Source organism: Faecalibacterium sp. AF27-11BH (assembly GCF_003603005.1).
Taxonomy (GTDB): Bacteria; Bacillota; Clostridia; order Oscillospirales; family Ruminococcaceae; genus Faecalibacterium; species Faecalibacterium taiwanense.
On the sequence record NZ_QVGS01000003.1, the window covers coordinates 61986 to 86837 of the forward strand.

Genomic DNA, 24852 nt, shown 5'->3' on the forward strand with positions numbered 1-24852 from the left:
TAGGAGGATGGATGCCGCTGACCGTTACGACCCTGCCCGTGAAAAAGTGTTCTGGAAATGACCGCAGTCATTTTCAGAACACAAATATAAATATTAAAATTTCCGCTGAGAATGGCCAGAGCGCAAGCGGAGGCCATGTTAAATCGTAACCTAGGAGATACAACATTTATGCATGAAATTATCATGGGCTATCAGGGTGAAATGTCCCTGAAAGGCCTCAACCGCAACCAGTTCGAGTCGGCGATGATGAAAATTCTGCGCTACCGGCTCAAGACCGTGGGCAAGTTCAAGGTCTACTGCACCCAGTCCACCTTTTACATGGAGCCTGAGGAAGAGGACGTGGATATGGACCTCGCCTTTGACCGGGTGAGCAAGGTGTTCGGCCTTGCGGCGCTCAGCCGCGCCGTGGTCTGCGACAAGGACTTTGACACCATCTGCCAGACCGCTGAGGATTACCTCGGTGCCAGTCTGCACGGCATCCGCACCTTCAAGGTGGAAGCCCGCCGCTCCGACAAGACCTACCCCATGACCAGCCCTGAATTGATGCGGGAGCTGGGTGCCTATCTGCTGGGCAAACACAACTACCTCAAGGTGGATGTGCATAACCCGGATTTCAAGGTGATCGTAGAAATTCGTGATTACGGTGCCTACATCCACGGCCCCAAAGTGCCCGGCGAGGGCGGTCTGCCCGTGGGCACCAGCGGCCGTGCATTGAACATGCTGTCTGGCGGCATCGACAGTCCCGTGGCAGCTTACCGCATGGCAAAGCGCGGTCTGGCACTGGACCACATCCACTTTGCGTCTCCGCCGTACACTTCGGAGCGCGCAAAGCTCAAGGTAAAAGCTCTGGCGCAGCTCACCAGCATCTATACGGGCAGCTCCAATCTGTTCGTCGTGCCCTACACCAAGCCGCAGGAGTACATCCGGGATAATGCTCCGGATGTGCTGTTCACGGTGCTGATGCGCCGCAGCATGATGCGCATTGCCAACGTTATTGCCAAGAAGCAGGGCTGCGAAGCCCTTGTTACCGGCGAGAGTCTGGCTCAGGTAGCCAGCCAGACCGTCAAGGCCCTGCAGTGCACCGATGCTGCGCAGGATCTGCCCATCCTGCGCCCGCTCATCGGCATGGACAAGACCGAGATCGTGGAGACGGCCCGCCACATCAACACCTTTGAGACCAGCATCCTGCCCTACGAGGACTGCTGCACCATCTTCACCCCGCCGCATCCGAAGATCCGCCCGGAGCTGGCCGAAATTCTGGAAGCCGAAGCCGCCATGCCCGGCCTTGCCGCGCTGGAAGCCGAAGCAGCAGAGAGCGCCGAGCGCATCCGCATCCGTATCACCGATCAGGTCGAATTTGAGGGGTGAAAGCCATGACAGCAGAGATCATCAGTGTGGGCACCGAGCTGCTGCTCGGCAACATTCTCAACACCAACGCCCAGTACCTCAGCCGGGAACTGGCGGCTCTGGGCATCACCGTCCAGCGCGAGAGCACCATTGGCGACAACCACGGCCGTTTGGCGGATTTCGTCAACGAAGCAAAGCAGCGGTGCGACCTGCTGGTGTTCACCGGCGGCCTTGGCCCCACGGCGGATGACCTGACCAAGGAGACGGTTGCTGGATGCTACGGCGACACGCTGGCTTTTGACCCGGAAGAATGGCAGAAGATCGTGGATTTCTTCACTCGTACCGGGCGCAAGACGACCCCAAACAACCGCAAGCAGGCCATGGTGCCGGTGCACGGCCACAAGGTCATCAACAACCACGGCACGGCCCCCGGTGCATGGTTTGAACAGGATGGCCACTGTGCTGTGCTCATGCCCGGCGTGCCTCACGAAATGAAGGCCATGTGGGAGGAGAGCGTGCGCCCGCTGCTGCTGGCCCGTCAGAACTGCACCCTGCATTCCATCACGCTGCGGGTGCTGGGCGGCGAAAGCGATATCGAATACCGTGTGCGGCATCTGCTGGAAAACGCAAATCCCACCGCCGCCATCTACTGCAAGACCGGCGAGTGCGAGATCCGCATTACTGCCCGGGCAGAAACCGACAGTTCAGCCGAAAAAATGTGCCGCGCATACGCCACAAAGTTCTATGATCTGCTGGGTGATGCGGTGTATGATGAGGATGTGACCGGTCTGGAAGAGACTCTGGTGCACACCCTGAAGAAAAAGGGACTCACCATTGCCACGGCAGAAAGCTGCACAGGCGGCATGATCGCCCAGCGGCTGACCAATGTGTCCGGTGCAAGTGAGGTGTTCGGCTTCGGCTTTGTTACCTACTGGGAGCAGGCCAAGGCAAAGATGATCGGTGTAGACCCGGCGGCGATCGCAAAGTACAATGTGGTGTCCGCACCGGTGGCAGCACAGATGGCACTGGGCGCAGCCGAAGCTGCCGGGGCCGATATCGCTGTCAGCGTCACCGGTCTGGCAGGCCCCAACGGCGGCGATGCCGTCCGCCCGGTGGGCACGGTGTATCTGGGTGCTGCCTGCGGTGAGACCGTCTATGTAAAAAAGCTCTTCGTCTCCCGCCCCGACCGTGCGCTGGTGCGTGCCCGCGCGGCACAGGCGGCACTGGAACTGGCGCTGCGTCTGGCTCAGGGCAAAGTTCCTGCAGATACACAGGCACTGGCAAAAAGCGCCCGGCATGATGCTGCGGCTCTGACGGCACTGGACAGCACCTTCCTCAAGGGTTAATACGAGCGGCCCCGGGCCGCGGGGGTGAAGCAGTTGATACACGAAGAAAAAACGCAGACCACCTGTGTGCTGCGGTTGTTTGGCGCACCGCTGTGGGCAGTACAACAGGCAGTGCAGCAGACAGGACTTGCTGCCCAGTGCCGTGGCCGTGGGGCAGAGGTGCTTGCGGCCCTGCAGGCCGAAACGCCTGCCGGGCTGGAAAAGGCCCGCAAGGCCCTGAACGGCCGCTTTGCGGCAGAGCTGTACGGAGAAGGGGAGATGACCCTTGTTCATGCAGCGGTGCAGGCGCTGGAAACGCACCACAGGCTGCTGGTGTGCTGCGATGCCGACGCAGGCACTCTGCTGGAAGCCCGGATGGAAACGGTGGCCGGCGCAGAAAAAGTGTTTGATTTTGGAGCCATGAGCTATGCCGATGCAAAGGTGCGGGAAAAGCTGAGCGCAAAGGTCTGCCGGGTCAAGGGCGGGCCGGTGCCGGCAAAGCTTACCCGTGTGCGGGCAGCGCAGCGCCTTGTGGGTGCAGACTTTGCAGCCGGGTGTCTGGAGCGCGCCGAGGACACGGTGCTGTTTCTGGGCGGCCGGAAAGGCTGCTGGGTGCGCACGGTGGCCAATGCAGATACGCCTGCTTTGTGGCTGCTGGATATGATCCGCCGGGCGGCTTCCGGTCTGCCGCAGGCGGCGGGAACGATCTGGCAGAAGTATGGCAGGGCCATCCCGGCAGATGCCCTGACGGCGCAGCGCCTGCCGGACAAGCCGGAGCCGGATGCACCGACAGCAGCGCCGCGCAAACGGCACAGGGTGCGGAATGCCCTGATTTTTCTGCTGATTCTGGCACTGGCCGCGTTTGCCGCTGCGTGGTATTACACCGGCGGCGACCTCGCCGCCCTGCCCCAGAGGTTGCAGAGCCTTGGCGCCGACAGCCTGCCCCATGCGGGGGCAAAACTGATATAAAAAAGACCCCGGAGGGTGCGAACCTTCCGGGATTTTTTGTTTATAAAGGCGTTTTTTTAAGAGATGCAGTGTGCTGCTCCGAACCCATCCGTGAAAAAGAACCTCCGGAAAATCCGCGGATTTTTCGGAGGTTCAAATAAATAATAAATTTTCCGCTGAAGATAGCCAGAATGAAATGGCGGCTATTCTAAATGGTTATGCCTTGTGGTCGCTCAGCCAGCGCAGAGCCATATAAACATAGGCCGCAGAGCCCTCGTACAGCACGCTGTCGTCAAAGCGCACCTTGGGGTGGTGCTGGCCGTAAACATAGCCCTCCTTGGCATTTCCGGCGGAGAGGAACATGCTCACGGTAGGCACTTCATGACTGACAAAGGCAAAGTCCTCGCTGCCGCCGCCGGGCTTGCCGCCGGTGAGGACGGTCATATCCATGGCACCACGGCCCAGCAGTTCGGTCATATAGGTCAGGGCATTCTTGGCAAGAGGCGTATCCACCACCATGCAGGGGCAGTGGTCGCTGAACTCCACATCAGCAGTGCAGCGATAGGCTGCCGCCACGCCCTGCGCGATCTCGGTCATGCGCTGGTGGATCTGCTCGCTCACGGCACCTTCGGGGTCCACCGTGCGGATAGTGCCCCACATATCGGCAGAATCCGGGATGACGTTGGATGCCTTGCCAGCTTCAAACCGGCCCGTGGTGAACACGCCAAACTTGGCGGGGTCCAGCTCACGGCTGTTGATCTCCTGCAGGGCAATGTGGATGTGGGCCGCTGCGGTGATGGGGTCGATGCAGGCGTTGGGCATGGAGCCATGGCCGCCCTTGCCGTGTACGGTGATGTGGTACTGCTCACAGCTTGCCATGGTGATGCCGCCGCCCGGCACCAGCACGGTGCCAACGGGCAGGGGCATCCCGGCCAGAACGTGGAACATCACGGCAGCGTCCACCTTCGGGTTTTCCAGCAGGCCGTTTTTCAGCATGTCCAGCGAACCCTGAAAGATCTCCTCTGCAGGCTGGAATTCCAGCTTGATGGTGCCCTCGATCTTGTCCTCGTGTTCTTTGAGCAGCTTTGCCGCACCCAGCATCATGGCGGTGTGCATATCGTGGCCGCAGCCGTGCATCCGGCCCGGGATCTCGGAAGCAAACTCCTCACCGGATTCTTCCTGAATGGGCAAAGCATCCATGTCACCGCGCAGCAGGATGGTCTTGCCGGGGCGCTTGCCGCCCGCTAGCGCGAGTACGCCGCACTTGCCGCAGTCCTGCGGGGCATAGCCCATCTCGGTCAGGGCTTTTTTGACCAGCGCTTTTGTCTCGGGCAGGTCAAAGCCTACCTCCGGGTGGCGGTGCAGGGTGCGCCGCCATGTGCGCAGCTGGGTTTCCAGCTCCTTTGCGGATTCGAGCAGTTTTTCTGGTGTGATCATTCCAAAATCAACTCCCTCTATTTTATCAAAAACCTCCCAGACCCTGCCTTATGGCAGAGCCTGAGAGGTTTTTTACTTAGTTTTCGTTCGTCGATGTGCCTTCCGGGTGGTACTTGGCGCAGGTGCACTTTTTCCACTTCAGGCCGCTGCCGCAGGGGCAGGGGTCATTGCGGCCAATTTTGATGACACGCACAGGCTGGCCGTGGGGTGCACCCTTGGCACCGGGTGCACCGTTGCCGGGCACAAAGCCTTCGCCGGTGGGCTTTGCCACCTGCTCACGCTTGGGGGCAGCACCGGCCTGACGGATCTCGATGGTCAGCAGCATCTTCACACTGGACTCACGGATGGAATCCACCATCTGGTCGAACATGTCAAAGCCCTCGATGCGGTACTCCACAACGGGGTCCTTCTGGCCGTAGCCGCGCAGCGCAATGCCCTGACGCAGCTGGTCCATGTTGTCGATGTGGTCCATCCACATGCGGTCCACGCACTTGAGCAGGCAGATGCGCTCCAGCTCACGCATGATGGGAGCACCGTAGCGCTGCTCCTTGTCGGCGAGGATCTTCATGCCGCGGTCATAGAGCTGGTCGGCAATGCCCTTGCGGGAGATATCGTCAAAGTCGGCCACGGTGTAGTGGAGGTCTTCCTCGGTGGTCAGCCAGCCCAGATAGTGGCGGCGCAGGGCACCAAAGTCCCAGTCGTCCTTCACATCACCGGCCAGGAACTGGTCGCAGCTGGAATCGATGTTCTCGCGCAGCATCTTGTGCATCTCGGTGCTGATGTCCTCGCCATCCAGCACCTTGCGGCGCTGACCATAGATGATCTCGCGCTGCTGGTTCATCACGTCGTCGTACTTCAGCACGTTCTTGCGGATCTCGAAGTTGCGGCCTTCCAGCTTTTTCTGGGCGCTTTCCAGCGTGTTGGTGATCATGCGGTTCTCGATGGGAGTGTCCTCATCGATCTTGAGGGTATCCATCAGGCTGGAGACGCGGTCGCCGCCGAACAGGCGCATCAGGTCATCTTCCAGGCTCAGATAGAAGCGGGAAGCACCCGGGTCGCCCTGACGGCCGGCACGGCCGCGCAGCTGGTTGTCGATGCGGCGGCTCTCGTGGCGTTCGGTGCCGATGATGAACAGGCCGCCTGCAGCGCGCACCTGCTCAGCTTCGGCATCGATCTGGGGCTTGCACTGGGCGTACAGCTCATCGAAGCGCTTGCGGGCAGCAAGGATGTTGGCATCCTCGGTATCGCCGTGACCGTTGGCTTCGGTCAGCAGCATTTCCACTGCAGCCGGGTCGGCATCCTCGGGCTTTTCCGGGTTCAGCAGGTTTTCGCAGAAGTGTTCCTTGCGCATCTGGGCCTTGGCCATGAACTCGGCGTTGCCGCCCAGCATGATATCGGTACCACGGCCTGCCATGTTGGTGGCAATGGTAATGGCACCCTTTTTGCCGGCCTGCGCCACGATCTCGGCTTCACGCTCGTGGTTCTTTGCGTTCAGCACGTTGAAGTCGCGGGTGTATTTCTGCAGCATCTTGGCAAGGGTCTCACTCTTTTCCACGCTGACCGTACCCACCAGCACGGGCTGGCCCTTCTGGTGGCATTCCAGCACCTGCTGGATAACGGCATTGTATTTGCCGTTGACCGTCTTGTAGATGGCATCCGGATAATCGATGCGCTGACGGGGGCGGTTGGTGGGCACCGTAACGATGTTCAGGCCGTAGATCTCGGTGAACTCGGTGGCTTCTGTCTTGGCGGTACCGGTCATACCGGACAGCTTTTTGTACATGCGGAAGTAGTTCTGGAAGGTGATGGTAGCCAGCGTTTTGCTCTCGGCGGCGATCTTCACGCCCTCCTTGGCTTCGATGGCCTGATGCAGGCCTTCGTTGTAGCGGCGGCCGATCATCAGACGGCCGGTGAACTCGTCCACGATGATGACCTGACCATCCTTGACCACGTAATCGATGTCCCGCTGCATCACGCCGTAAGCCTTGATGGCCTGATCGATGTGATGGGCAAGGGTCATGTTCTCGGCGGCGGCAAGGTTCTCGACCTTGAAGTAGGCTTCCGCTTTCTTGATGCCGCTGGCAGTCAGGGTACAGGTCTTGTGTTTTTCGTCCACGACGTAATCACCGTCGGTCTGCTCGTCGGTAGAGACTTTATCCTCCAGCTCTACCACCACGCTCTTGCGCAGGGTACGCACAAAGCGGTCCACCTGTGTGTACAGGCTGGAGGAATCCTCGCCGCGGCCGGAAATGATCAGGGGCGTGCGGGCTTCATCGATCAGGATGGAGTCCACTTCATCGACGATGGCATAGGCGTGGCCGCGCTGCACCATGTTGGCCTTATAGGTCACCATGTTGTCACGCAGGTAGTCAAAGCCGAACTCGTTGTTGGTACCGTAGGTGATGTCGGCAGCATAGGCGGCGCGGCGTGCATCACCGTCCATGCCCTGTGCGATCAGGCCGACAGAAAGGCCCAGCCAGCGGTAGAGCTTGCCCATCCACTCGCTGTCGCGCTTGGCAAGGTAATCGTTGACGGTGACAACATGCACGCCCTCACCGGTGAGGGCATTCAGGTAGGCGGGCAGGGTAGCCACAAGAGTCTTGCCTTCACCGGTCTGCATCTCGGAAATATCGCCGCGGTGCAGGGCAATGCCGCCGATGACCTGCACAGGGAAGTGCTTCATGCCCAGCACGCGCCATGCGGCTTCGCGGCAGACGGCAAAGGCATCGGGCAGGATATCATCGGTGGTCTTGCCGTCGGCCAGCTGCTGCTTGAACACAGCGGTCTGTGCCTGCAGGTCGGCATCCGGCATGGCGGCATATTTTTCTTCCAGAGCCAGCACCTGCTTGGCAATGGGGTTGATCTTTTTCAGCTCCCGGTCCGAGAAGCTGCCAAAGAGTTTTTCAACAAGGGACATTGGTAACACCTCATAGATCAAATTCGGGAAAATGCTTCCCGGAGATAGACATAAATACACACATATATGATACACCAAAGCGGCAGACGCGTCAAACCTGCAAGGTTATTTTAGCCGGATTTTGAATGAATTTTCTGTAAATTTGCGCTGGAAGGGGGTTCATAAAAGGAAAAGATATGTGGTGGAGGCGAACAGCCTCGCCCTCTCCGTCTGCTCCCGCTGGTCGCATCCACCTCCCCCAAAGTGGGAGGCCTTGGCAATCCACGCAAAGTTTCCGGTTTCGCCAGAGGCTCCCCCTTTGGGGGAGCTGGCGAGCGAATGCGAGACTGAGAGGGCGAGCCAGCTAAAACAAAAACCACCTCTGATTTTTGCAAATCAGAAGTGGTCAGATGTACATTATAAGGTTTCCAGCAACTGCGGCAGCTGTGCCAGATCGTCGATGACATTTGGGCACACAGCCTCGAGCCGCGCGCGGGACTGGTGGCCGCCGGTGTAGAGCACGCATTTTGTGCCAAGGGCCTTTGCAACTTCGGCATCGTGCTGGGTGTCGCCCACCATCACGCAGGCAGCAGGGGCGATGCCGCTTTGTGCAAGCCACTGTTTGCCCACCTGCACTTTGCTTACGCCATAGATGTCTGCAAGGCCGAGCAACTCAGTAAAATAGCCCTGCAGGCCCCGTGCGGCTACCTGCTCGATCAGGTAGTCCCGGCGGGAGGCGGAAAGCACGCTCTGCCGCCAGCCCCGGCGCGAAAGTTCGGCCAGCGTCTCGGCAGCGTGTGCAGAGGGGGGACAGGCATCCACACCTGCGTTATAATGTTCCATAAAGCGCTCGGCCAGCTCTGCATAAGGGTGCTTTGCAAAGTTGAAACCGGCGCGGATGTAGTATTCCTCAATGGGAAAACCGAAAATTTCCCGGTAAGCGGCAAGATCGTACCGCTGCGGATAACCGTGGGTCTCCAGCATCCAGTTGAGACAGCTGTGGGTGAAATCAACATCATCCATCAAAGTGCCGTTCCAGTCCCAGAAGATCATTCCGTTTGCCTGCATGGAAACCTCCTTGCGGTCATTAAGCTGCAAAAATTTTGCGCAGGGCCTTGCTGCTCTCGATGATCTTCACCAGCAGCACACCCAGAACGGTGCAGCTGATGAGCTCGCCGATACCTACGGAGATGCCGTTGGTGATGCAGGCCAGCCAGATGGGAGCGCTGGAGGTGGGGTCCGGGAACATGACGGCAATCTCAATGCCGATGATCACGGCATTGAACAGCACCGGCGGCAGAGAAGCCGCCACAGCCAGACCCTTGATGCGGATGTTCCGCAGCTTGTAGGTGACAAGGCAAGCCAGCAGGGTGGCAAGGGTGCCAAAGATGACATCCACGATGGTGGAGCCCAGCAGGTTTGCCAAAAAGCAGCCCAGTACCACACCGGCAATGTACTCGGCACCGAACACCGGGAGCAGGCAGAGCGCCTCAGCCACACGCACCTGTACCGCACCATAGGAGAGCGGCTGCAGAGCCATGCAGAGAACAACATAAATGGCTGCGACCACGCCGCAGCGCACCAGTTTACGGACGGAAGGATTCTGATTCATGATAATACTCCAGCGGGATGATTTTGACCGCACAGGGCCGCCAGCCCCTGTGGGTTTGGCCCGGCATGGTTCGAGACACGCCGGGGAGCCTAAAATCCTAAGTTGCTCTGAAAGGATGCCGCACAAAAAGCACAGCAAAAGGCAGTATAGCATAATTTTTGGCAGATTGCAACGAATTTTCGCAGAATCAGGTACAGATGCAGTTTTTGGTTTGGACCCTTCCGGTGAAAAAGAGGTTCCGAAAAGCCCGCAGGCTTTTCGGAACCTCAAAATAAAAATAAAATTACCGCTGAAATAGCCAGAGCGAAAGCGGAGGCTATTAAAATCGTGTGTTACCCTCTGGGGTGTCCGGTGTATACCAGAGCCACCGTGTCGGGGCCGGTGTTGGCGGAAACGACACCGCCCAGCTCAAACACCAGCAGCGGCGGCTTGCCAAAGGCCTTGCGGCAGGCCTTTTCCAGATCGGCGGTCTGCGGGATGTTGGTGTGGCCGATCATATAATCAAAGTTCTCCACGCCTTCGCTGCGCTGTTTGCACAGCTCCACCATGGCGGGCACCACCTTGTCATCGCCGCGTACCTTGGCTTCCACCTTGGTCTTGCCGTCGATCAGGGTGATGATGGGACGAATGCCCATCAGCTCGCCCATAACAGCAGCAGCGGCAGAGATGCGTCCGCTCTTTTTCATCTGCTTCAGGCTGTAGGGGCCCAGAACGATCTCCATGCAGTCCATCTGCTTTTCAAACTCCCGGATCACATGGCTGATCTCTGCGCCGTTCTTCAGCTTGCGGGCCATTTCGCACAGATACCAGCCGAACACCATGGAATAGGTGTGGGGGTCCAGCAGATGAATCTTCAAGTGGTGCTCCGGGCGCTCTTCCCGCAGCATCCCCTGTGCCATGAGGGCGTTATTGTAGGTGGAAGAGCCGGATTTGTTGATGGGTACATGAATGACATCCGTATAGCCCTCGTCCACGTACTGGCAGTATTTTTCGCAGAACTGGATGGGGGTGATGGCGGCAGTGGAGGGCACGCCCTTAGCGGCACGCATCTTATCGTAAAATTCGGTGTTGGTGCAGCTTTCACGCTCCACGTAGTCCACATCGTCCAGCAGGATGTGGAAGCTCATGATGTCGATGCCGTATTTTTCGGCCATCTCCTGCGGGATATCGCAGGAGGAATCGGTCAGGATCGCAATCTTGCTCATAATGTCCCTCATTTCCATTCGTAGTCTCGTAAGTGTCCGTGGTCCAAAAGCTCCGGAAAGTCCCACTGGCGCAGCACTTCATACACGCCCACGGCCACGCTGTTGGAAAGGTTCAGGCTGCGGCAGGTGTCGCGCATGGGCATTCGGATGCAGTGCTCCTGATTGGCGGCAAGCAAGGCTTCGGGCAGGCCGGCATCCTCGCGTCCGAACACGAGGTATGCACCGTCCGGGTAGCTCACATCGGTGTGGCGCTGCGGTGCCTTGGTGGTAAAATAGTAATAGGGGCCGCTGTTTTTGGCAAAGAACTCGTCCAGACTGTCGTAATAGCTGATGTCGAGGTAGTGCCAGTAATCCAGACCCGCATGCTTGAGCTTTTTATCATCGATGGCAAAGCCCATGGGGCCTACCAGATGCAGCCGACAGGCAGTGCAGGCACAGGTGCGGGCCACATTGCCGGTGTTCTGCGGGATGCGCGGCTCCACCAGAACGATGTTCAAGGTTGGCTTTTCGTTCATCGGTGTACCTCCCCTTATTCCGCCGAGCTTGCCGGGCACAGGCGCGGCAGAAGCGGCTCGAACCAGACCCCGTAGCGGGTATCCTGCGCGGCGGGCGTGTTCTGGATGGAAAGCGCCACGAACTCGGCAGCGTTGTCGGCGGCGGCACTCAGGGCGTTGCCCTGCAGCAGCGAGCCGATGAGCACCGCACCGTACAGGTCGCCGGTGCCGGGAAAGCTGCGGCTGATGTGCAGCTTTTTGATGAGGAAGCGGTCTTTTCCGCTGCCTGCACAGCCGATGTATTTGCCCAGCGGCAGGCCGGTGACGACAGCCCCGGGGGCCAGAGCGGTCAGCTCGTCAGCCAGAGCCTGTGCGGCTTCATCGGTGAGCAGCTCGGTCTGCGGCTGGCGCTGCAGCAGGATCTGTGCCTCGGTGTAGTTGGGCAGGATCAGATCGGCAGCACCGCACAGTGCACGGATGCGGTCGATCAAAGCAGGCGTTACGGTGGAGTAAGCCTTGCCGTTGTCGCCCATGACCGGGTCAACGATCTTTTTGGCTGCGGGCCAGAGGGCAAAGGCTTTTTCGGCCAGTGCCACCTGATCCTCACCGCCCAGATAGCCGGTATAGATGCAGTCAAACTCCACGCCGAGCGCATGGTAATGCTCCAGCGCCTGTTCGCCGTAGGCGCAGCCGTCCAGCCGTGCAGGTGTGCCAAGCCCGCCTGTGTGGGTGGAAAGCACCACCGTGGGCAGGGCTACCGGCTGCACGCCCATGACCGACAGCACCGGCAGGATCACTGCAAGGCTGCAGCGGCCCATGCCGGAAAGATCGTGGATGCAAAGGACTTTTTTGGGTTCAACAGGGTGTATCAAATAAGGAACCTCCTTACCAGTATGCGGAATGAGCAGTGCACTTTTTAGCCGGGCACACCCGCCCATTAAAACATCGTAGAACAGTATACCACAAATTTCTGCATAAAAAAAGCGGATACCAGATAGTTTACAGGAAATAATAACGCCGGAGACCGGATCTTTTTCACCGAAAGGAGTTTTACTATGAAACATGAATCCACCAGTTCTTCCGGGATGCTGCTTGGCATGGCCGCGGGGGCGGCACTGGGTGCCGTGGGCGTGATGGCCGCCACCCAGAACCAGCGCCAGCTGCGCCGCACCACCCGCAAGGTGATGAAGGGTGCCGAGAACGCTGTGCTGCAGCTGGACAAAATGGTTGGCGACTTTGTGGAAAAGCACATGGAGTGATAAAAGCAAAGAACGGCGTTCCGGTGGGGAACGCCGTTCTTTGCTTGAAAAAACTTACTTGTTCCAGATGCACATGCGGGCCGCGGTGTTGATCTCGCCCAGCACGCTCAGATCCATCTGAATGTTGCAGGTAACGGTGAGTGCCTTGTTCACATCACTGCCGGTCAGCACCGAGGCGGGCATGTTCTTGATGGTGAGCACGCCGGTGCCCTTGGCAACATCGCCGGAGACGGTGCCGGTGTAGGTCACATCACCAATGGTCAGGCCGGACAGATAGCCGGTGACACCCATCTTGCTTACCTGCTGGATGGGCAGGGTGAGCGTGTAGGTGCCGTTGGACTGGCGGGTGAGGGTGACATCACGGCTGGCATCGATGCCGGTGTTGGCCATGGATTCCTTATCGGATCTTTCTTTCCAGAATTTAATGCCTACGTTCAGGCTGGAAGCAGCGCTTGCACCAAAGGTGAACATGCACAGCAGCAGCACTGAGAGCAGGGCGGCGCTTACGCGCTTATAAGTGTTCGTCATGAATGATCTGCCTTTCCTGCCACAGAGGCGGCGTTGAACAATTGCGGTAATACCGGTTTGTCAATGCTAAAATAGCATGGCTGTGCAAAATTGTCAATCCGCTTCGTGAAGCTTTCACAGAAATGTTGCACATTGATAAAATATGGTGGGCGAAGATGACGAAGAACCGCCCCTCCGGCAGGAGAAGCGGTTCTTGAAAAATCAGCGCTTAAAGTTCAAAGTCGGGGTCGTCCTTCAGAACATGGATCTCGCTCATAAAGGGGCTCTGCTCCGGGTCGGCGAAGGGAGCTTCCTTGACGTACTTGTTCAGCTGGATGGCCGTGCGTGCAGGGTCGGCAATGGTGCCTGCGCCGCCGATGCAGCCGCCCGGGCAGCCCATGCCTTCCAGCAGGTAGCCGTTGTACTTGCCGGCCTTGGCCAGCATGAGCAGCTTCTTGCACTCGGCAAGGCCCTGTGCGGATGCGATCTTGACATCCATATCCGGGTGCCATTCCTTGATCTTATCGGCAACAGCCTTGGCAACGCCGCCGGACTGTGCAAAGCCGCGGCCTGCTGCGGATGCAGCGTGCAGAGCTTCGGCCTCGTCCACTTCCAGCAGGCTGGTGTCCACATCCTTGGCCTCGATGATACCGGCCAGCTCTTCAAAGGTGAGCACGAAGTCCACATCGGAGCGGACGGTGCGGCGGGAAGCTTCCAGCTTCTTTGCGGCGCAGGGTCCAATGAAGCACATACGGGCCTCGGGGTCCTTCTGCTTCATCATGCGGGCGGTGAACACCATGGGGGTCATGGTCATGGAGATATTCTTGGCAAGATCCGGGAAAGCGGTCTTTGCCATCATGCTCCATGCCGGGCAGCAGGAAGTTGCCATGAAGCTGAGCTTCTCGGGCACTTCCTCCAGGAAGTCGTGTGCTTCGTCCACGGTGCACAGGTCGGCACCAATGGCAACCTCCACCACATCGTAGAAGCCGACGGCCTTCAGGGCGGCCTTGAGCTTGCCGGTGGAAGCCAGACCCGGGAACTGGTTGATGAAGGCGGGAGCCACCAGCGCGTAGATGCGGTCGCCGCGGTTGAAGCCCTGGATCAGCTGATAGATCTGGCCCTTGTCGGCAATGGCACCGAAGGGGCAGTTGACCAGACACTGGCCGCAGGAAACGCACTTGCTGTAATCGATCTCGGCACGGCCCAGCTCATCGGAGTGGATGGCACCCATGCCGCAGGCTGCAGCGCAGGGACGCTCGGTCTTGACGATGGCGTTGTAGGGGCACACGCCGACGCAGCGGCCGCACTTGATGCACTTGTCCTGATCGATGATGGAACGGCCGCTCTCCCATGTGATGGCCTTCTTGGGGCACACTTCCATACAGGGGTGGGCAAGGCAGCCCTGACACAGGTCGGAGACCTTGACCAGCTTTTCCGGGCAGCGGTTGCAGGCAAACTTGATCACGTTCACCAGCGGGGGATCATAATACTTATCGGCGATGGATGCATCCTCCAGACCGGAGACGACGCTGTTGTGCTCGTCCATGCGGCGGGTGGGCAGGCCCATGGCCAGACGCACGCGCTCCTCAACGATGGCGCGCTCCAGGAAGATGTCCTTGCGCAGCTTGCCTTCCTCGCCGGGGATGATGGTGTAGGGGATCTTGCGCATCAGGTGGTTGGCCTGCTCGCCCTTGACGTTGGCGTAAGCCATGCGTGCCACCTCGGTGAACACCTGACGGCGGATCTGGATGACCGTGGTATTGATTCCTCTGAAACTCATTCCAATTCTCTCCTTGCTTTGCTAAAAACAAACGGGCTGCACCCGGCTGCCGACAGCGTTCTGCCGCGCAGGGCGGGCGCGTTACAGGGCACATTGGTAACACACTGCTGCAAACAGCGCTGTGCCCGGGATGATCCACTTTCATTTTAGCATAAAGCGTGCCGGATGAAAAGGGATAAAACGCAAAATTTGTTAAAAATTTGTTGTATTTGTCCTCGTGTACAGAATCAACAGTTTTAAGCGCGTAAACTTAGCAAAGTGCTGCACGCACGCGCTCGCCGTCGTACTCGCCAAGCGTTACGTGCACGATCTGCCCGCTTTCGTGGCCGGGGGCGGACACCACCACCGGAATGTACAGCCGGGTGTAGCCAGTGAACAGCGTGCCGGAAAGCGGGGTCTCCAGCAGCACGTCGTCCTCGGTGCCCACATAGGCGGCCAGCACTTCGCGGCGCACCTCCTCGGCAATGCCGTTCATCACGCGGCTGCGCTCCTGCTTTTCCCGCTCGTGCACCTGCTCCGGGAAATCGTAGGCCGGGGTGCCGCTGCGGCGGGAGTAGGGGAACACATGCACCTTGAGAAAGCCGATCTTTTTCAAAAATTCGCAGCTCTCTTCAAAATCGGCCTGCGTCTCGCCGGGAAAGCCGCAGATGCAGTCGGTGGTAAAGCTGACCGGGCGCTCCCCGTAGGCGGCGCGCAGCTGGTCCACCACCTGTGCGTACTGCTCGGCGGTGTACACGCGGCGCATCCGGCGCAGGGTGGCGGTGCAGCCGCTCTGCAGGCTCAGGTGGAACTGCGGGCAGAGCTTTTCCACGGCGGCAAGGCGGGTGATGAACTCCGGCGTGAGCATATCCGGGTCCAGACTGCCCAGACGGATGCGCTGGATGCCCTCCACCTGAGCGCAGTGCTCCACCAGCTCCACAAGGTTGGTGCCGGTATCCAGACCATAGCTGGGCAGGGAGATGGCGCTGAGCACCACCTCGCGGTAGCCGGAAGCCGCCAGCTGGCGCAATTCGGCAAGGATGCTGGCTTCGTCGCGGCTGCGCACCGGGCCGCGGGCCCGTGGGATGACGCAGTAGGCGCACTGGCGGTTGCAGCCGTCCTCTACCTTGATAAAGGCACGGGTGTGGGTCTCGAACCGCTCCACGGGCAGCTCTTCAAATTTTTCGCCGCGCTGGTGGGGCGTGATGGCCACAATGCGCTCATGGCCGTCCAGCAGCTTGAGAACGTTATCCAAAATGGCCTTGCGGTCGCCGTTGCCGCACACAAGGTCGGCCTCAGTGAACTGGGCGGCTTCCTCCGGGAAAGCCTGCGGGTAGCAGCCGGTAAGCACCGTGACCGCGCCGGGGTTCTCGCGCTTTTTGCGGCGCAGCCACTTGCGGCTTTTCTGGTCGCCAAAGTTGGTTACGGTGCAGCTGTTCACCACAAAAACATCCGCAGGCTCGTTCTCCTGCGCAATGGTAAAGCCGTTGGCGCGGAACATCTGTTCCAGCGCACCGGTCTCATTCAGGTTGACCTTGCAGCCAAGGGTATAAAAACAAACTCGCATGAGGGGATATCCTTTCGACAAAAAACGGGGTGGTGTTTGCATTGCTCTTTATTATATATCACAGCGGCGGTGCGGCGCAAGACCGGATGCACAGCAGCAGGCACTTTTTTGCTGGAAAGCGGGCAAAACAAAAAGAGACGGGCAAACGCCCGTCTCTCAAAGAGAACTTTAGAAAAATTATTTAGTGGACTTAACGGTGACTTCCAGATACTTGTACTCTTTACCAGTCTCTGCGTCCTTAGCGGTCTTATACTCGGCCTTTTCCACAGCGAAGCCGGAGAGACCATTAGCGGCCAGATTGGTCATCAGGAAGCTGTTCAGATAAGCGCCGTTTGCATCAGCAGGCCATACGACCAGCTTCTTTTTGTTCAGCTCTGCAACAGCAGCCTGGAACTCCTTGGTAGAATCCTTAGCGGCGACTACCTTGATAGGCGTGGTGCTGAAAAGGCCACAGCCGGTGAACATGGAAGCACCTGCAGCAGCAACAACGGTCAGACCAGCCATCTTCAGGAAAGAACGACGAGACAGAATCATAATAGTATCCTCCTAAAAAATAATTCCACAAATGAAGCAATACAGCCTTTTTGGGCCATCTCCAATTTACACTATAAGAGGGACAAAAGTCAAGACCTTTTGTAGAAAAAGACAAAATAAAAAATGTGGGCTGCGGTGCGGGCGCAGGATATTCTAAACAAAAAGGCCCCTGCATACTCTCTCAGCAAGAGACATTGCGCAGGGAGGGACCGAAATGGAGCGGAAAAACTTGGCGCTTTTGTGTGCAGGGGTGGTGTGCTTCTGGCTGTTTGCGCTGGCCTTTGGCACGGCGCAGGGCAATGGGCTGCGGCAGCAAAACCCGGCGGTGCAGGCAGCTGCAGACCAGACCCAGCCGGTGCAGCCCGCGGCGGCACAGCCTGCCTTGGAGCTGCCCTGCCGCGCCGCCTGCCTGATCGACCAGCAGACGGGCACTATATTATATGAAAAGAACGCCGACCAGCAGATGCCCATTGCATCCATTACCAAGGTAATGACCCTGCTGCTCACCTTTGAAGCCGTGCACGACGGCCGCATTGCCATGGACACGCTGGTGCCGGTAAGTGAACACGCCTACCACATGGGCGGCAGTCAGATCTGGCTGGAGCCGGGGGAGCAGTTCACGCTGGACGAGATGATCAAAGCCATTTGTGTGTCCTCTGCCAATGATGCCGCTGTGGCTGTGGCAGAGCTGGTGGGCGGCAGTGAGCCGGGCTTTGTGCAGATGATGAACGCCCGCGCCGCAGAGCTGGGCATGGTGAACACCACCTTCCACAATGCCTGCGGGCTGGACACCGAAGGGCATCTTTCCACCGCCCACGATGTTGCCATCATGAGCCGCGAGATTTTGAACACCTGCCCGGAGGTGCTGCACTATACCGGCATCTGGACGGACACCCTGCGCGGCGGTGCCACCCAGCTGGTGAACACCAACAAGCTGCTCAAGCGCTACAACGGCATCACCGGCCTGAAAACCGGCACCACCAGCGGCGCGGGCGTGTGCATCAGCGCCAGCGCCACCCGCGACGGGCTGGACCTCATCGCCGTGGTGCTGGGGTCGCTCTCCAGCTCGGAGCGGTTCACAGCGGCCACCACCCTGCTGGACTACGGCTTTGCGGCCTACGCCGCCGTGCCGCTGCCCGCCATGGAGGACCGGCCTCTTCTTATAAAAGTAAAGGGCAGTGCAGAGGAAAGCGTACCGCTGGACTACACCGCTCTGCCCGAAACGCTGCTGATGCCCAAGGAAAACGCCGCCGCCCTCACCGCGCAGCTGGATCTGCCGCAGGAGCTGGAAGCACCGGTGCAGCTGGGCCAGACCGTTGGCACGGTGCGCATCCTGAGCGGGGAGACCCAACTGGGCGAGTACGAGGTGCGCGCCGCTGCCGATGCTGAAAAAATGGACTTTGGCACCGCATTCGGCCTGTTGTGGGACGCTTTGACCGGCTGCGAAAGCTGAATGCACGCTTCAGCGTACAAAAGCGCGCTGCGGTAAGCTGCGTGGAACTGTCTGTGTGAACAATTCTGGATGAAGAAACAAAAAAACACTATTAAAATTGTATGAAATCCAAGGATTTTGACCTTGACTTTGCCCGGAGGGAACGGTACACTTATACCAAGATATTTCCTCGCAGGGCAAAGGCCCGGCAAATCGTTTGGAGGTTATAATAAAATGAGCGTCGCACTGAACACAAAACACCTCTCCAGCTTTATCAGCGAAGAGGAATATGCAGCCATCTATCCGCAGGTGGAAGCTGCCCATAACCAGCTGGAAGCAAAGTCCGGCCCGGGCAATGATTTCCTCGGCTGGATGTATCTGCCCCGTGATTATGATAAGGAAGAGTTCGCCCGCATCAAGGAAGCCGCCGCAAAGATCCGCGAGGATTCCGATGTGCTGGTGGTGGCCGGCATCGGCGGCAGCTATCTGGGCGCACGCGCTGTCATCGAGGCCGTCAAGGGCCAGTTCCACAATGAGCTGGAAAATGGCCCCAAGATCTACTTCTGCGGCAACAGCATCAGCCCCACCTACCTGAACAACATCATCAGCCTGTGCAAGGGCAAGCGCTTCTCCATCAACGTCATTTCCAAGTCCGGCACTACCACCGAGACTTCTCTGGCATTCCGCGTGCTGCGTGAACTGCTGGAAAAGGAGATGGGCGTGGAAGAAGCCAACAAGCGCATCTACGCCACCACCGACCGTGCCAAGGGCACCCTGAAGCAGCTGGCCGACGCACAGGGCTGGCCCACCTTCGTGGTCCCCGACGACGTGGGCGGCCGCTACTCCGTGCTGAGCGCTGTGGGCCTGCTGCCTATTGCTGCTGCCGGTATCAGCATCGACGACCTGATGAAGGGCGCTGCCGATTCCATGGAGCGCTTCTCCGTTCTGAGCAAGGACAACGACGCTTACAAGTATGCTGCCATCCGCAACATCCTGTACCGCAAGGGCAAGAGCGTTGAAATTCTGGAGTGCTACGAGCCGGACTTCGCCCTGATGAACGAGTGGTACAAGCAGCTGTTCGGCGAGAGCGAGGGCAAGGACAACAAGGGCCTGTTCCCCGCAAGCTGCATCTTCTCCACCGATCTGCACTCCATGGGTCAGTTCATTCAGGAAGGCTCCCGCACCATGTTCGAGACCATCGTGGACGTGAAGAAGCCTGCACAGGATCTGTTCATCGACCCGCTGGAAGGCAACTTTGACGGCCTGAACTTCCTGGCAAACCAGAACATGAGCGTTGTCAACCGCAAGGCCATGGAGGGTACCATCCTCGCCCACACCGACGGCGGCGTGCCCGAGGTGCTGATCGAGGTGGACGACCTGACCGCTTACAATGTGGGCTACCTGATCTACTTCTTCTGGCGTGCATGTGCCTGCAGCGGTTATCTGCTCAGCGTCAATCCCTTCAACCAGCCGGGCGTTGAGAGCTATAAAAAGAATATGTTTGCTCTGCTGGGCAAGCCGGGCTACGAAGGCCTGACCGCCGAGCTGGAAGCAAAGCTGAAGTAAATAAAAATGATCTCCCGCCGCAAGGCGTGGAAAATACAGGAGGACTGAACTATGATTAAACTGATTGTTGGTACCAAGGGCTCCGGCAAGACCAAGGCTATGATCGACCAGATCAATGATGCGGTCAAGACCTCCAAGGGCAACGTGGTCGTCGTTGAAAAGGGCATGAAGCTCACCTACGACATCGCTCCTGCTGCACGTCTGATCGACCTGGACGAGTACAAGATCTCCGGCGGCGAAATGCTGTACGGCTTTGTTGCCGGCCTGATGGCAAGCAACTACGATATCACCGACCTGTACATTGACGGCATCCTGAAGGTGCTGGATCATGACATCAACCGTCTGGGTGTTGTGCTGGACGAGATGGCAGCCATTGCAGGCGACAGCGTGAAGGTGACTGTTACCGTCAGCGCTGACGAGGCTGCACTGCCCCACGATGTGAAGAAGTACCTGTAATTCCGGAAAATCGGGATCTGAACCACTTTGAACAGGCAGAGAACCGGGAAATTTAAATTTTTTCGGTTTTCTGCCTGTTTTGGTGTTGACAAAGGGCTGCGTTGGCGCTATACTAACAAAGCAGCCTTTTAGAGGTGTACTATGCAATTTGACCTGAGAAAGTTTATCGCCACCGGCAGACAACCCTATCATGCAGAGTTTCAGTGTGATTTATCTGCACATGATTATGCCGGGGCAAGGATCCCGCAGCCGGTCACCGCTGTTTTTGAAGCGGAGACGGACGGCGACGAGGTCCGGATGACACTGCGGGCAAACGCATCGGTGCACGGAGAGTGCGCCCGCTGTCTGGACCCGGTCATTCGGGAGGAGACGGTCGATACGGAGTGGACGGTAAAGGAACGAGATCTGGATGACCCGGATTTTGACCTTCCGCTGGACGAAAAAGGACATCTGGATGTAGATGAATGGCTCAATCAGGAGTTTATGTTCCAGATCCCCACGGTGCTGCTTTGCAGTGCCGACTGCGCCGGGCTTTGCCCCGTGTGCGGCAAAAAGAAGGCGGAATGCACCTGCCAGCCGGCAGAGCATGCCGAAGCTCCCGTAGACACAAGGCTCGCAATCCTTAAATCACTGCTGAACTGATAAACCCATCAAGGAGGTGCAAAAATATGGCAGTACCTAAGAGACATCTTTCCAAGGCCCGCCGCGACAAGCGTCGCAGCAATGTTTGGAAGCTGGAGGCCCCCGCACTGGTCAAGTGCAGCAACTGCGGCTCTCTGAAGCTCCCCCACCAGGCATGTGGCAACTGCGGTTACTACAAGGGCGAGGAAGTCATCAAGAAGGCCTAATTTGCGCGTAATTGGTGGCATAATGGTGTTATGTACAGAAGGGGAGGGCGCATGCCTTCCCCTTCTTGTTCTGTCTGAAAGGAGGTGGATGCGGTGGCAATGAAGATCGCACGGGTGGAACCCGGCAGCGAAGCGGAAGTGCTGGGCCTTGGCCCGGGTGACGAGCTTTTGAGCGTGGACGAAAACGAGCTGAACGACAGTCTGGACTACGATTTCTACACCGACAGCAAAAGCTTCCACCTGAAAGCAAGGGTGGCAGACGGCATCCGCGAGTGGGATGTGCAGCGCACGGAGCGCGGTCCCTTTGGCTGCGATTTCCAGACCTATCTGGGCGATCAGAAGCACTCCTGCTCCAACCACTGCATGTTCTGCTTCATCGACCAGCTGCCCCCTGGTATGCGCGAGAGCCTTTACTTCAAGGACGATGACGAGCGGCTTTCCTTTTTGTTCGGCAACTATATCACCATGACGAACATGCAGGACCACGAGATCGACCGCATCATCAAGATGCACATTTCGCCCATCAACATTTCAGTACACACCACGAACCCGCAGCTCCGTGTGCGGATGCTGGCCAACAAGCGCGGCGGCGAGGTGCTCAAGTATCTGCCCCGTCTGGTGGAGGGCGGCATCGCCGTCAACTGTCAGCTGGTGCTGTGCCGTGGCATCAACGACGGCGACGAACTGCGCCGTACCCTCTCCGACCTTTTGGAGCTGACCCCTATGGTGCAGAGCATCGCTGCGGTGCCCTGCGGTGTGACGGACTACCGCGAGAAGCTGTTCAAGCAGACACCGTATGATGCAAAGACCAGCGCCGAAGTCATCGACATCATGGAAGAATTCGGCGATGAGTGCAAGCGCCGCCACGGCAAGCGCATCATTTATCCCAGTGATGAATGGTACCTCAAGGCAGGCAGGCCCATCCCGCCGGAAGAGTTCTACGAGGACTTCGACCAGCTGGAAAACGGCGTGGGCATGATGCGCCTGTATGCCTCGGAATTCCTGGCGGAACTGGAAAAGCCCCACCGCATCTACGGCACCAAAAAGATGGACGTGGTCACGGGCGAAATGGCTTCGCCGCTCATCCACCAGATGATGGCTGAGCTGCACCGCCAGTACCCCATGGTCGAGGTGACGGTGCACACCATCAAGAACAAATTCTTCGGCGGCAATGTGGGTGTGGCCGGGCTTGTAACGGCGACCGATATCATTGCTCAGTGCGAGGGCAAGCTGACCAGCGGCACGTTGGGCGTGCCCGCCGTGATGCTGCGGGAGGAAAAAGACACCTTTCTGGACGACATCACCACCGACCAGCTGGCCCAGCGCCTTGGCGTGAAGGTGGAGGTGCTGCCGACCTCTGGCGGCGACGAAGCCCGCGCCCTGCTGCGCAGCGGCCTGCACATTGCAAGGAGAAGAAGAGCATAAAAGAAAACCCTCTCCGTCATCGCTGCGCGATGCCACCTCTCCCGAAGGGCGAGGTTTTATGCATCTTTCGGCAGAAGTGATAAAAGCTCCCCCTTTCGGGGGAGCTGGCGCGGCGTAAGCCGTGCCTGAGAGGGTTGTAAGAAAGGAGGAACCCCTATGAGCAAACCGATCGTAGCAGTGGTGGGCCGCCCCAACGTGGGCAAATCCACCCTGTTCAACAAGCTGTGCGGTCAGCGCCTTGCCATTGTGGAGGACACGCCGGGCATTACCCGTGACCGCATTTTTGCCAACTGCGAGTGGAACGGCCATGACTTCCTGCTGGTGGACACCGGCGGTATTGAGCCAAAGGCTACCGAGGGCATTCTGGCCCACATGCGGGAGCAGGCCCAGATCGCCATTGACACTGCAGACTGCATCATCATGGTGGTGGACGTGCGCGACGGCCTGACCGCCGCGGACGAGGATGTGGCCCACATGCTGCGCCGCAGCCACAAGCCCATCATTCTGGCCGTGAACAAGTGCGACAAGGTGGGCGATGCCCCCATGGAGATGTACGAGTTCTACAACCTCGGCTTTGACGAGGTGATGCCCATTTCGTCCGTGCACGGCCACGGCACCGGCGACCTGCTGGACGCTGTGTGCGCCCATCTGGACTTCAGCGAGACGGTGGTGGAAGAGAACCGCATCCCGGTTGCCATCATCGGCCGCCCGAATGTGGGCAAGTCCAGCCTGACCAACCGCATTCTGGGCGAGAACCGCATGATCGTGGCAAACGAGGCGGGCACCACCCGTGATGCCATTGACACCCCGGTGGACAACGCTTACGGCAAGTTCATCTTTACCGATACCGCCGGTCTGCGCAAGCGCAGCAACATCACCGACGGTCTGGAGCGTTATATGGTAGTGCGCGCACTGGCCGCTGTGGAGCGCAGCCGCGTGGCGCTGATCCTTGTGGATGCCACCGTTGGCTTTACCGAGCAGGACAGCAAGGTGGCCGGTTATGCCCACGATCAGGGCAAGGCGTGCATCATCGTCGTCAACAAGTGGGACGCGGTGGAAGGCAAGGAGACCAACACCATGGAGCTGCAGCGCCGCGATTATGCCGAGTGCTTCAGCTTTATGGGTTATGCTCCTATCATCTTCATCTCGGCTCAGACCGGCTACAACGTGAACAAGCTCATGCAGCTGATCCGCGATGTGGACAGCCAAAACGGTGCCCGCGTGCCCACCGGCGTGCTGAACGAGATGCTGGCCCGCGCCACAGCCCGGATGCAGCCGCCCAGCGACAAGGGCCGCCGCCTGAAGATCTTCTATCTGACTCAGGCATCCACCCGCCCGCCCACGTTCGTGGCCTTTGTGAATTCGAAGCAGCTGTTCCATTTCAGCTACCAGCGGTATCTGATTAACCAGATCCGCGAGAACTTTGGTCTGGAACACACTCCCATCCGTCTGGTGATCCGCGAGCGCGGCTCCGGCGAAGTGGGAGCAAAGGACGTGTAAGCGCCCGCAAAGGAGGCATCCGTTTCTATGATGAAAGCGATCCTGATCGCCGCAGCCACCATCCTGCAGGCGTACCTGCTGGGCAGTGTGGATACCGGCATCCTCGTCAGCAAATTCGTATATCATGACGACGTGCGCAATCATGGCAGCGGTGCGGCCGGCATGACCAACATGCTGCGCACCTTTGGCAAGAAGGCTGCCGCCATGACCGCGACAGGCGATGTGCTCAAGGGCGTGCTGGCCGTGTGCATCGGCCGGTGGCTGTTCCACATGCTGCCCGCCGATGCTGGTGTGTCGCCGTATCTGGGTGTCTATCTGGCCGCCATCTTTGCAGTGCTGGGCCATCTGTACCCGCTGTACTTCGGGTTCAAAGGCGGCAAGGGCGTGCTGGTGGCAGCTGGTGCCATTCTGGCCATCCAGCCGGTGCTGCTGCCGTTTCTGGCCATTATCTTTCTGGTGTGCCTGATCCCCACCGGCATGGTGTCGCTGGGCAGCGTGGCCATGGCAGCACTCTACCCGGTGCTGACCATCATTTACGGTTCCCTGCAGGGCTATGCCGCCGGTGATATGCTGGTGTGCGCCATTGGCTCCGGCTTTATGTCCGGCATGGTGATCTATATGCACCGCGCCAATATCCAGCGCATCCGTGAGGGCAAAGAGTACCGCTTCGGAAAGCACAATAAAAAATAAAAGCATTATAAAATGCCCCGCAGCCTGCTGGTTTTCCGGCAGTGC

Annotated in this window: 23 protein-coding genes and 1 riboswitch; of the genes, 12 read left to right on the forward strand and 11 right to left on the reverse strand. The window is 58.7% G+C overall.

Annotation, left to right across the window (positions count from 1 at the left end):
• Positions 1 to 168: 168 nt before the first annotated feature.
• Genes thiI through DWY76_RS04410 form a run of 3 tightly spaced genes read left to right on the forward strand, consistent with a single transcriptional unit; the run spans position 169 to position 3641 of the window.
• Complete coding sequence (gene thiI / locus DWY76_RS04400; RefSeq protein ID WP_005944312.1) at positions 169 to 1368, forward strand: tRNA uracil 4-sulfurtransferase ThiI; 1200 nt, start codon at positions 169 to 171, stop codon at positions 1366 to 1368.
• A gap of 5 nt (positions 1369 to 1373) precedes the next feature.
• Positions 1374 to 2693, forward strand: coding sequence for a competence/damage-inducible protein A (locus DWY76_RS04405; protein WP_120080038.1), 1320 nt, complete (start codon positions 1374 to 1376; stop codon positions 2691 to 2693).
• A gap of 24 nt (positions 2694 to 2717) precedes the next feature.
• On the forward strand, positions 2718 to 3641 hold the full coding sequence (locus DWY76_RS04410) for a hypothetical protein (RefSeq protein ID WP_243111928.1): 924 nt from the start codon (positions 2718 to 2720) through the stop codon (positions 3639 to 3641).
• Positions 3642 to 3836: 195 nt separating this feature from the next.
• Here DWY76_RS04410 and DWY76_RS04415 read toward each other — a convergent pair whose 3' ends face one another.
• From DWY76_RS04415 to DWY76_RS04450, 7 genes are all read right to left on the reverse strand, one after another.
• Positions 3837 to 5057: a M20 family metallopeptidase gene (locus tag DWY76_RS04415; RefSeq protein WP_120080042.1), complete on the reverse strand. Its 1221-nt coding sequence runs from the start codon at positions 5055 to 5057 to the stop codon at positions 3837 to 3839.
• A gap of 76 nt (positions 5058 to 5133) precedes the next feature.
• Positions 5134 to 7974, reverse strand: coding sequence for a preprotein translocase subunit SecA (gene secA, locus DWY76_RS04420; RefSeq protein WP_120080044.1), 2841 nt, complete (start codon positions 7972 to 7974; stop codon positions 5134 to 5136).
• Positions 7975 to 8370: 396 nt separating this feature from the next.
• Positions 8371 to 9021: an HAD family hydrolase gene (locus tag DWY76_RS04425; RefSeq protein WP_120080046.1), complete on the reverse strand. Its 651-nt coding sequence runs from the start codon at positions 9019 to 9021 to the stop codon at positions 8371 to 8373.
• A gap of 19 nt (positions 9022 to 9040) precedes the next feature.
• Positions 9041 to 9565, reverse strand: coding sequence for a QueT transporter family protein (locus DWY76_RS04430; RefSeq protein ID WP_005944292.1), 525 nt, complete (start codon positions 9563 to 9565; stop codon positions 9041 to 9043).
• 7 nt (positions 9566 to 9572) lie between these two features.
• A riboswitch (PreQ1-III riboswitch) is annotated at positions 9573 to 9673 on the reverse strand.
• Positions 9674 to 9897: 224 nt separating this feature from the next.
• Positions 9898 to 10788 carry a DegV family protein gene (locus DWY76_RS04440; RefSeq protein WP_005944288.1) on the reverse strand — a complete coding sequence of 297 codons (891 nt, stop codon included), beginning with the start codon at positions 10786 to 10788 and terminating at the stop codon, positions 9898 to 9900.
• The gene (locus tag DWY76_RS04445) at positions 10779 to 11285 is read right to left on the reverse strand and encodes a tRNA (cytidine(34)-2'-O)-methyltransferase (RefSeq protein WP_120080048.1); all 507 of its coding nucleotides are present in this window, start codon (positions 11283 to 11285) and stop codon (positions 10779 to 10781) included. Before DWY76_RS04445 ends, DWY76_RS04440 begins: the two co-directional genes overlap by 10 nt.
• A gap of 14 nt (positions 11286 to 11299) precedes the next feature.
• Positions 11300 to 12136 carry a bifunctional hydroxymethylpyrimidine kinase/phosphomethylpyrimidine kinase gene (locus DWY76_RS04450; RefSeq protein ID WP_242702906.1) on the reverse strand — a complete coding sequence of 279 codons (837 nt, stop codon included), beginning with the start codon at positions 12134 to 12136 and terminating at the stop codon, positions 11300 to 11302.
• Positions 12137 to 12319: 183 nt separating this feature from the next.
• Between DWY76_RS04450 and DWY76_RS04455 the strand changes: the two genes are divergently transcribed.
• Positions 12320 to 12523, forward strand: a complete 204-nt coding sequence (locus DWY76_RS04455; RefSeq protein ID WP_044954007.1) for a hypothetical protein — start codon at positions 12320 to 12322, stop codon at positions 12521 to 12523.
• Between the two features lie 54 nt (positions 12524 to 12577).
• Here the strand turns inward: DWY76_RS04455 and DWY76_RS04460 are convergent, their stop codons facing one another.
• From DWY76_RS04460 to DWY76_RS04475, 4 genes are all read right to left on the reverse strand, one after another.
• The gene (locus DWY76_RS04460; RefSeq protein ID WP_097775281.1) at positions 12578 to 13051 is read right to left on the reverse strand and encodes a pilin; all 474 of its coding nucleotides are present in this window, start codon (positions 13049 to 13051) and stop codon (positions 12578 to 12580) included.
• Positions 13052 to 13259: 208 nt separating this feature from the next.
• Complete coding sequence (locus DWY76_RS04465) at positions 13260 to 14810, reverse strand: 4Fe-4S dicluster domain-containing protein (RefSeq protein WP_120080052.1); 1551 nt, start codon at positions 14808 to 14810, stop codon at positions 13260 to 13262.
• Between the two features lie 250 nt (positions 14811 to 15060).
• Complete coding sequence (gene mtaB, locus DWY76_RS04470; protein WP_097776570.1) at positions 15061 to 16356, reverse strand: tRNA (N(6)-L-threonylcarbamoyladenosine(37)-C(2))-methylthiotransferase MtaB; 1296 nt, start codon at positions 16354 to 16356, stop codon at positions 15061 to 15063.
• A gap of 177 nt (positions 16357 to 16533) precedes the next feature.
• Entirely contained in the window at positions 16534 to 16890 is a 357-nt protein-coding gene (locus tag DWY76_RS04475) for a twin-arginine translocation signal domain-containing protein (RefSeq protein ID WP_120080054.1), read from the reverse strand.
• 214 nt (positions 16891 to 17104) lie between these two features.
• Here DWY76_RS04475 and DWY76_RS04480 point away from each other — a divergent pair, with 214 nt between their 5' ends.
• From DWY76_RS04480 to plsY, 8 genes are all read left to right on the forward strand, one after another.
• On the forward strand, positions 17105 to 18343 hold the full coding sequence (locus tag DWY76_RS04480; protein WP_120080056.1) for a D-alanyl-D-alanine carboxypeptidase family protein: 1239 nt from the start codon (positions 17105 to 17107) through the stop codon (positions 18341 to 18343).
• Positions 18344 to 18556: 213 nt separating this feature from the next.
• Positions 18557 to 19888, forward strand: a complete 1332-nt coding sequence (locus DWY76_RS04485) for a glucose-6-phosphate isomerase (RefSeq protein ID WP_097775285.1) — start codon at positions 18557 to 18559, stop codon at positions 19886 to 19888.
• Between the two features lie 51 nt (positions 19889 to 19939).
• The gene (locus DWY76_RS04490; protein WP_005944262.1) at positions 19940 to 20344 is read left to right on the forward strand and encodes a hypothetical protein; all 405 of its coding nucleotides are present in this window, start codon (positions 19940 to 19942) and stop codon (positions 20342 to 20344) included.
• Between the two features lie 141 nt (positions 20345 to 20485).
• On the forward strand, positions 20486 to 20986 hold the full coding sequence (locus tag DWY76_RS04495) for a YceD family protein (RefSeq protein WP_097781644.1): 501 nt from the start codon (positions 20486 to 20488) through the stop codon (positions 20984 to 20986).
• 26 nt (positions 20987 to 21012) lie between these two features.
• Positions 21013 to 21192 (forward strand): 50S ribosomal protein L32, encoded by a 180-nt coding sequence (gene rpmF / locus DWY76_RS04500; protein ID WP_005920250.1) that lies wholly within the window; start codon positions 21013 to 21015, stop codon positions 21190 to 21192.
• A 93-nt stretch (positions 21193 to 21285) separates the two neighbouring features.
• Positions 21286 to 22617: a DUF512 domain-containing protein gene (locus DWY76_RS04505; protein WP_165852562.1), complete on the forward strand. Its 1332-nt coding sequence runs from the start codon at positions 21286 to 21288 to the stop codon at positions 22615 to 22617.
• A 156-nt stretch (positions 22618 to 22773) separates the two neighbouring features.
• Entirely contained in the window at positions 22774 to 24117 is a 1344-nt protein-coding gene (der, locus tag DWY76_RS04510; RefSeq protein ID WP_120080057.1) for a ribosome biogenesis GTPase Der, read from the forward strand.
• A 27-nt stretch (positions 24118 to 24144) separates the two neighbouring features.
• Complete coding sequence (gene plsY, locus DWY76_RS04515) at positions 24145 to 24807, forward strand: glycerol-3-phosphate 1-O-acyltransferase PlsY (RefSeq protein ID WP_005944253.1); 663 nt, start codon at positions 24145 to 24147, stop codon at positions 24805 to 24807.
• Positions 24808 to 24852: the final 45 nt, after the last annotated feature.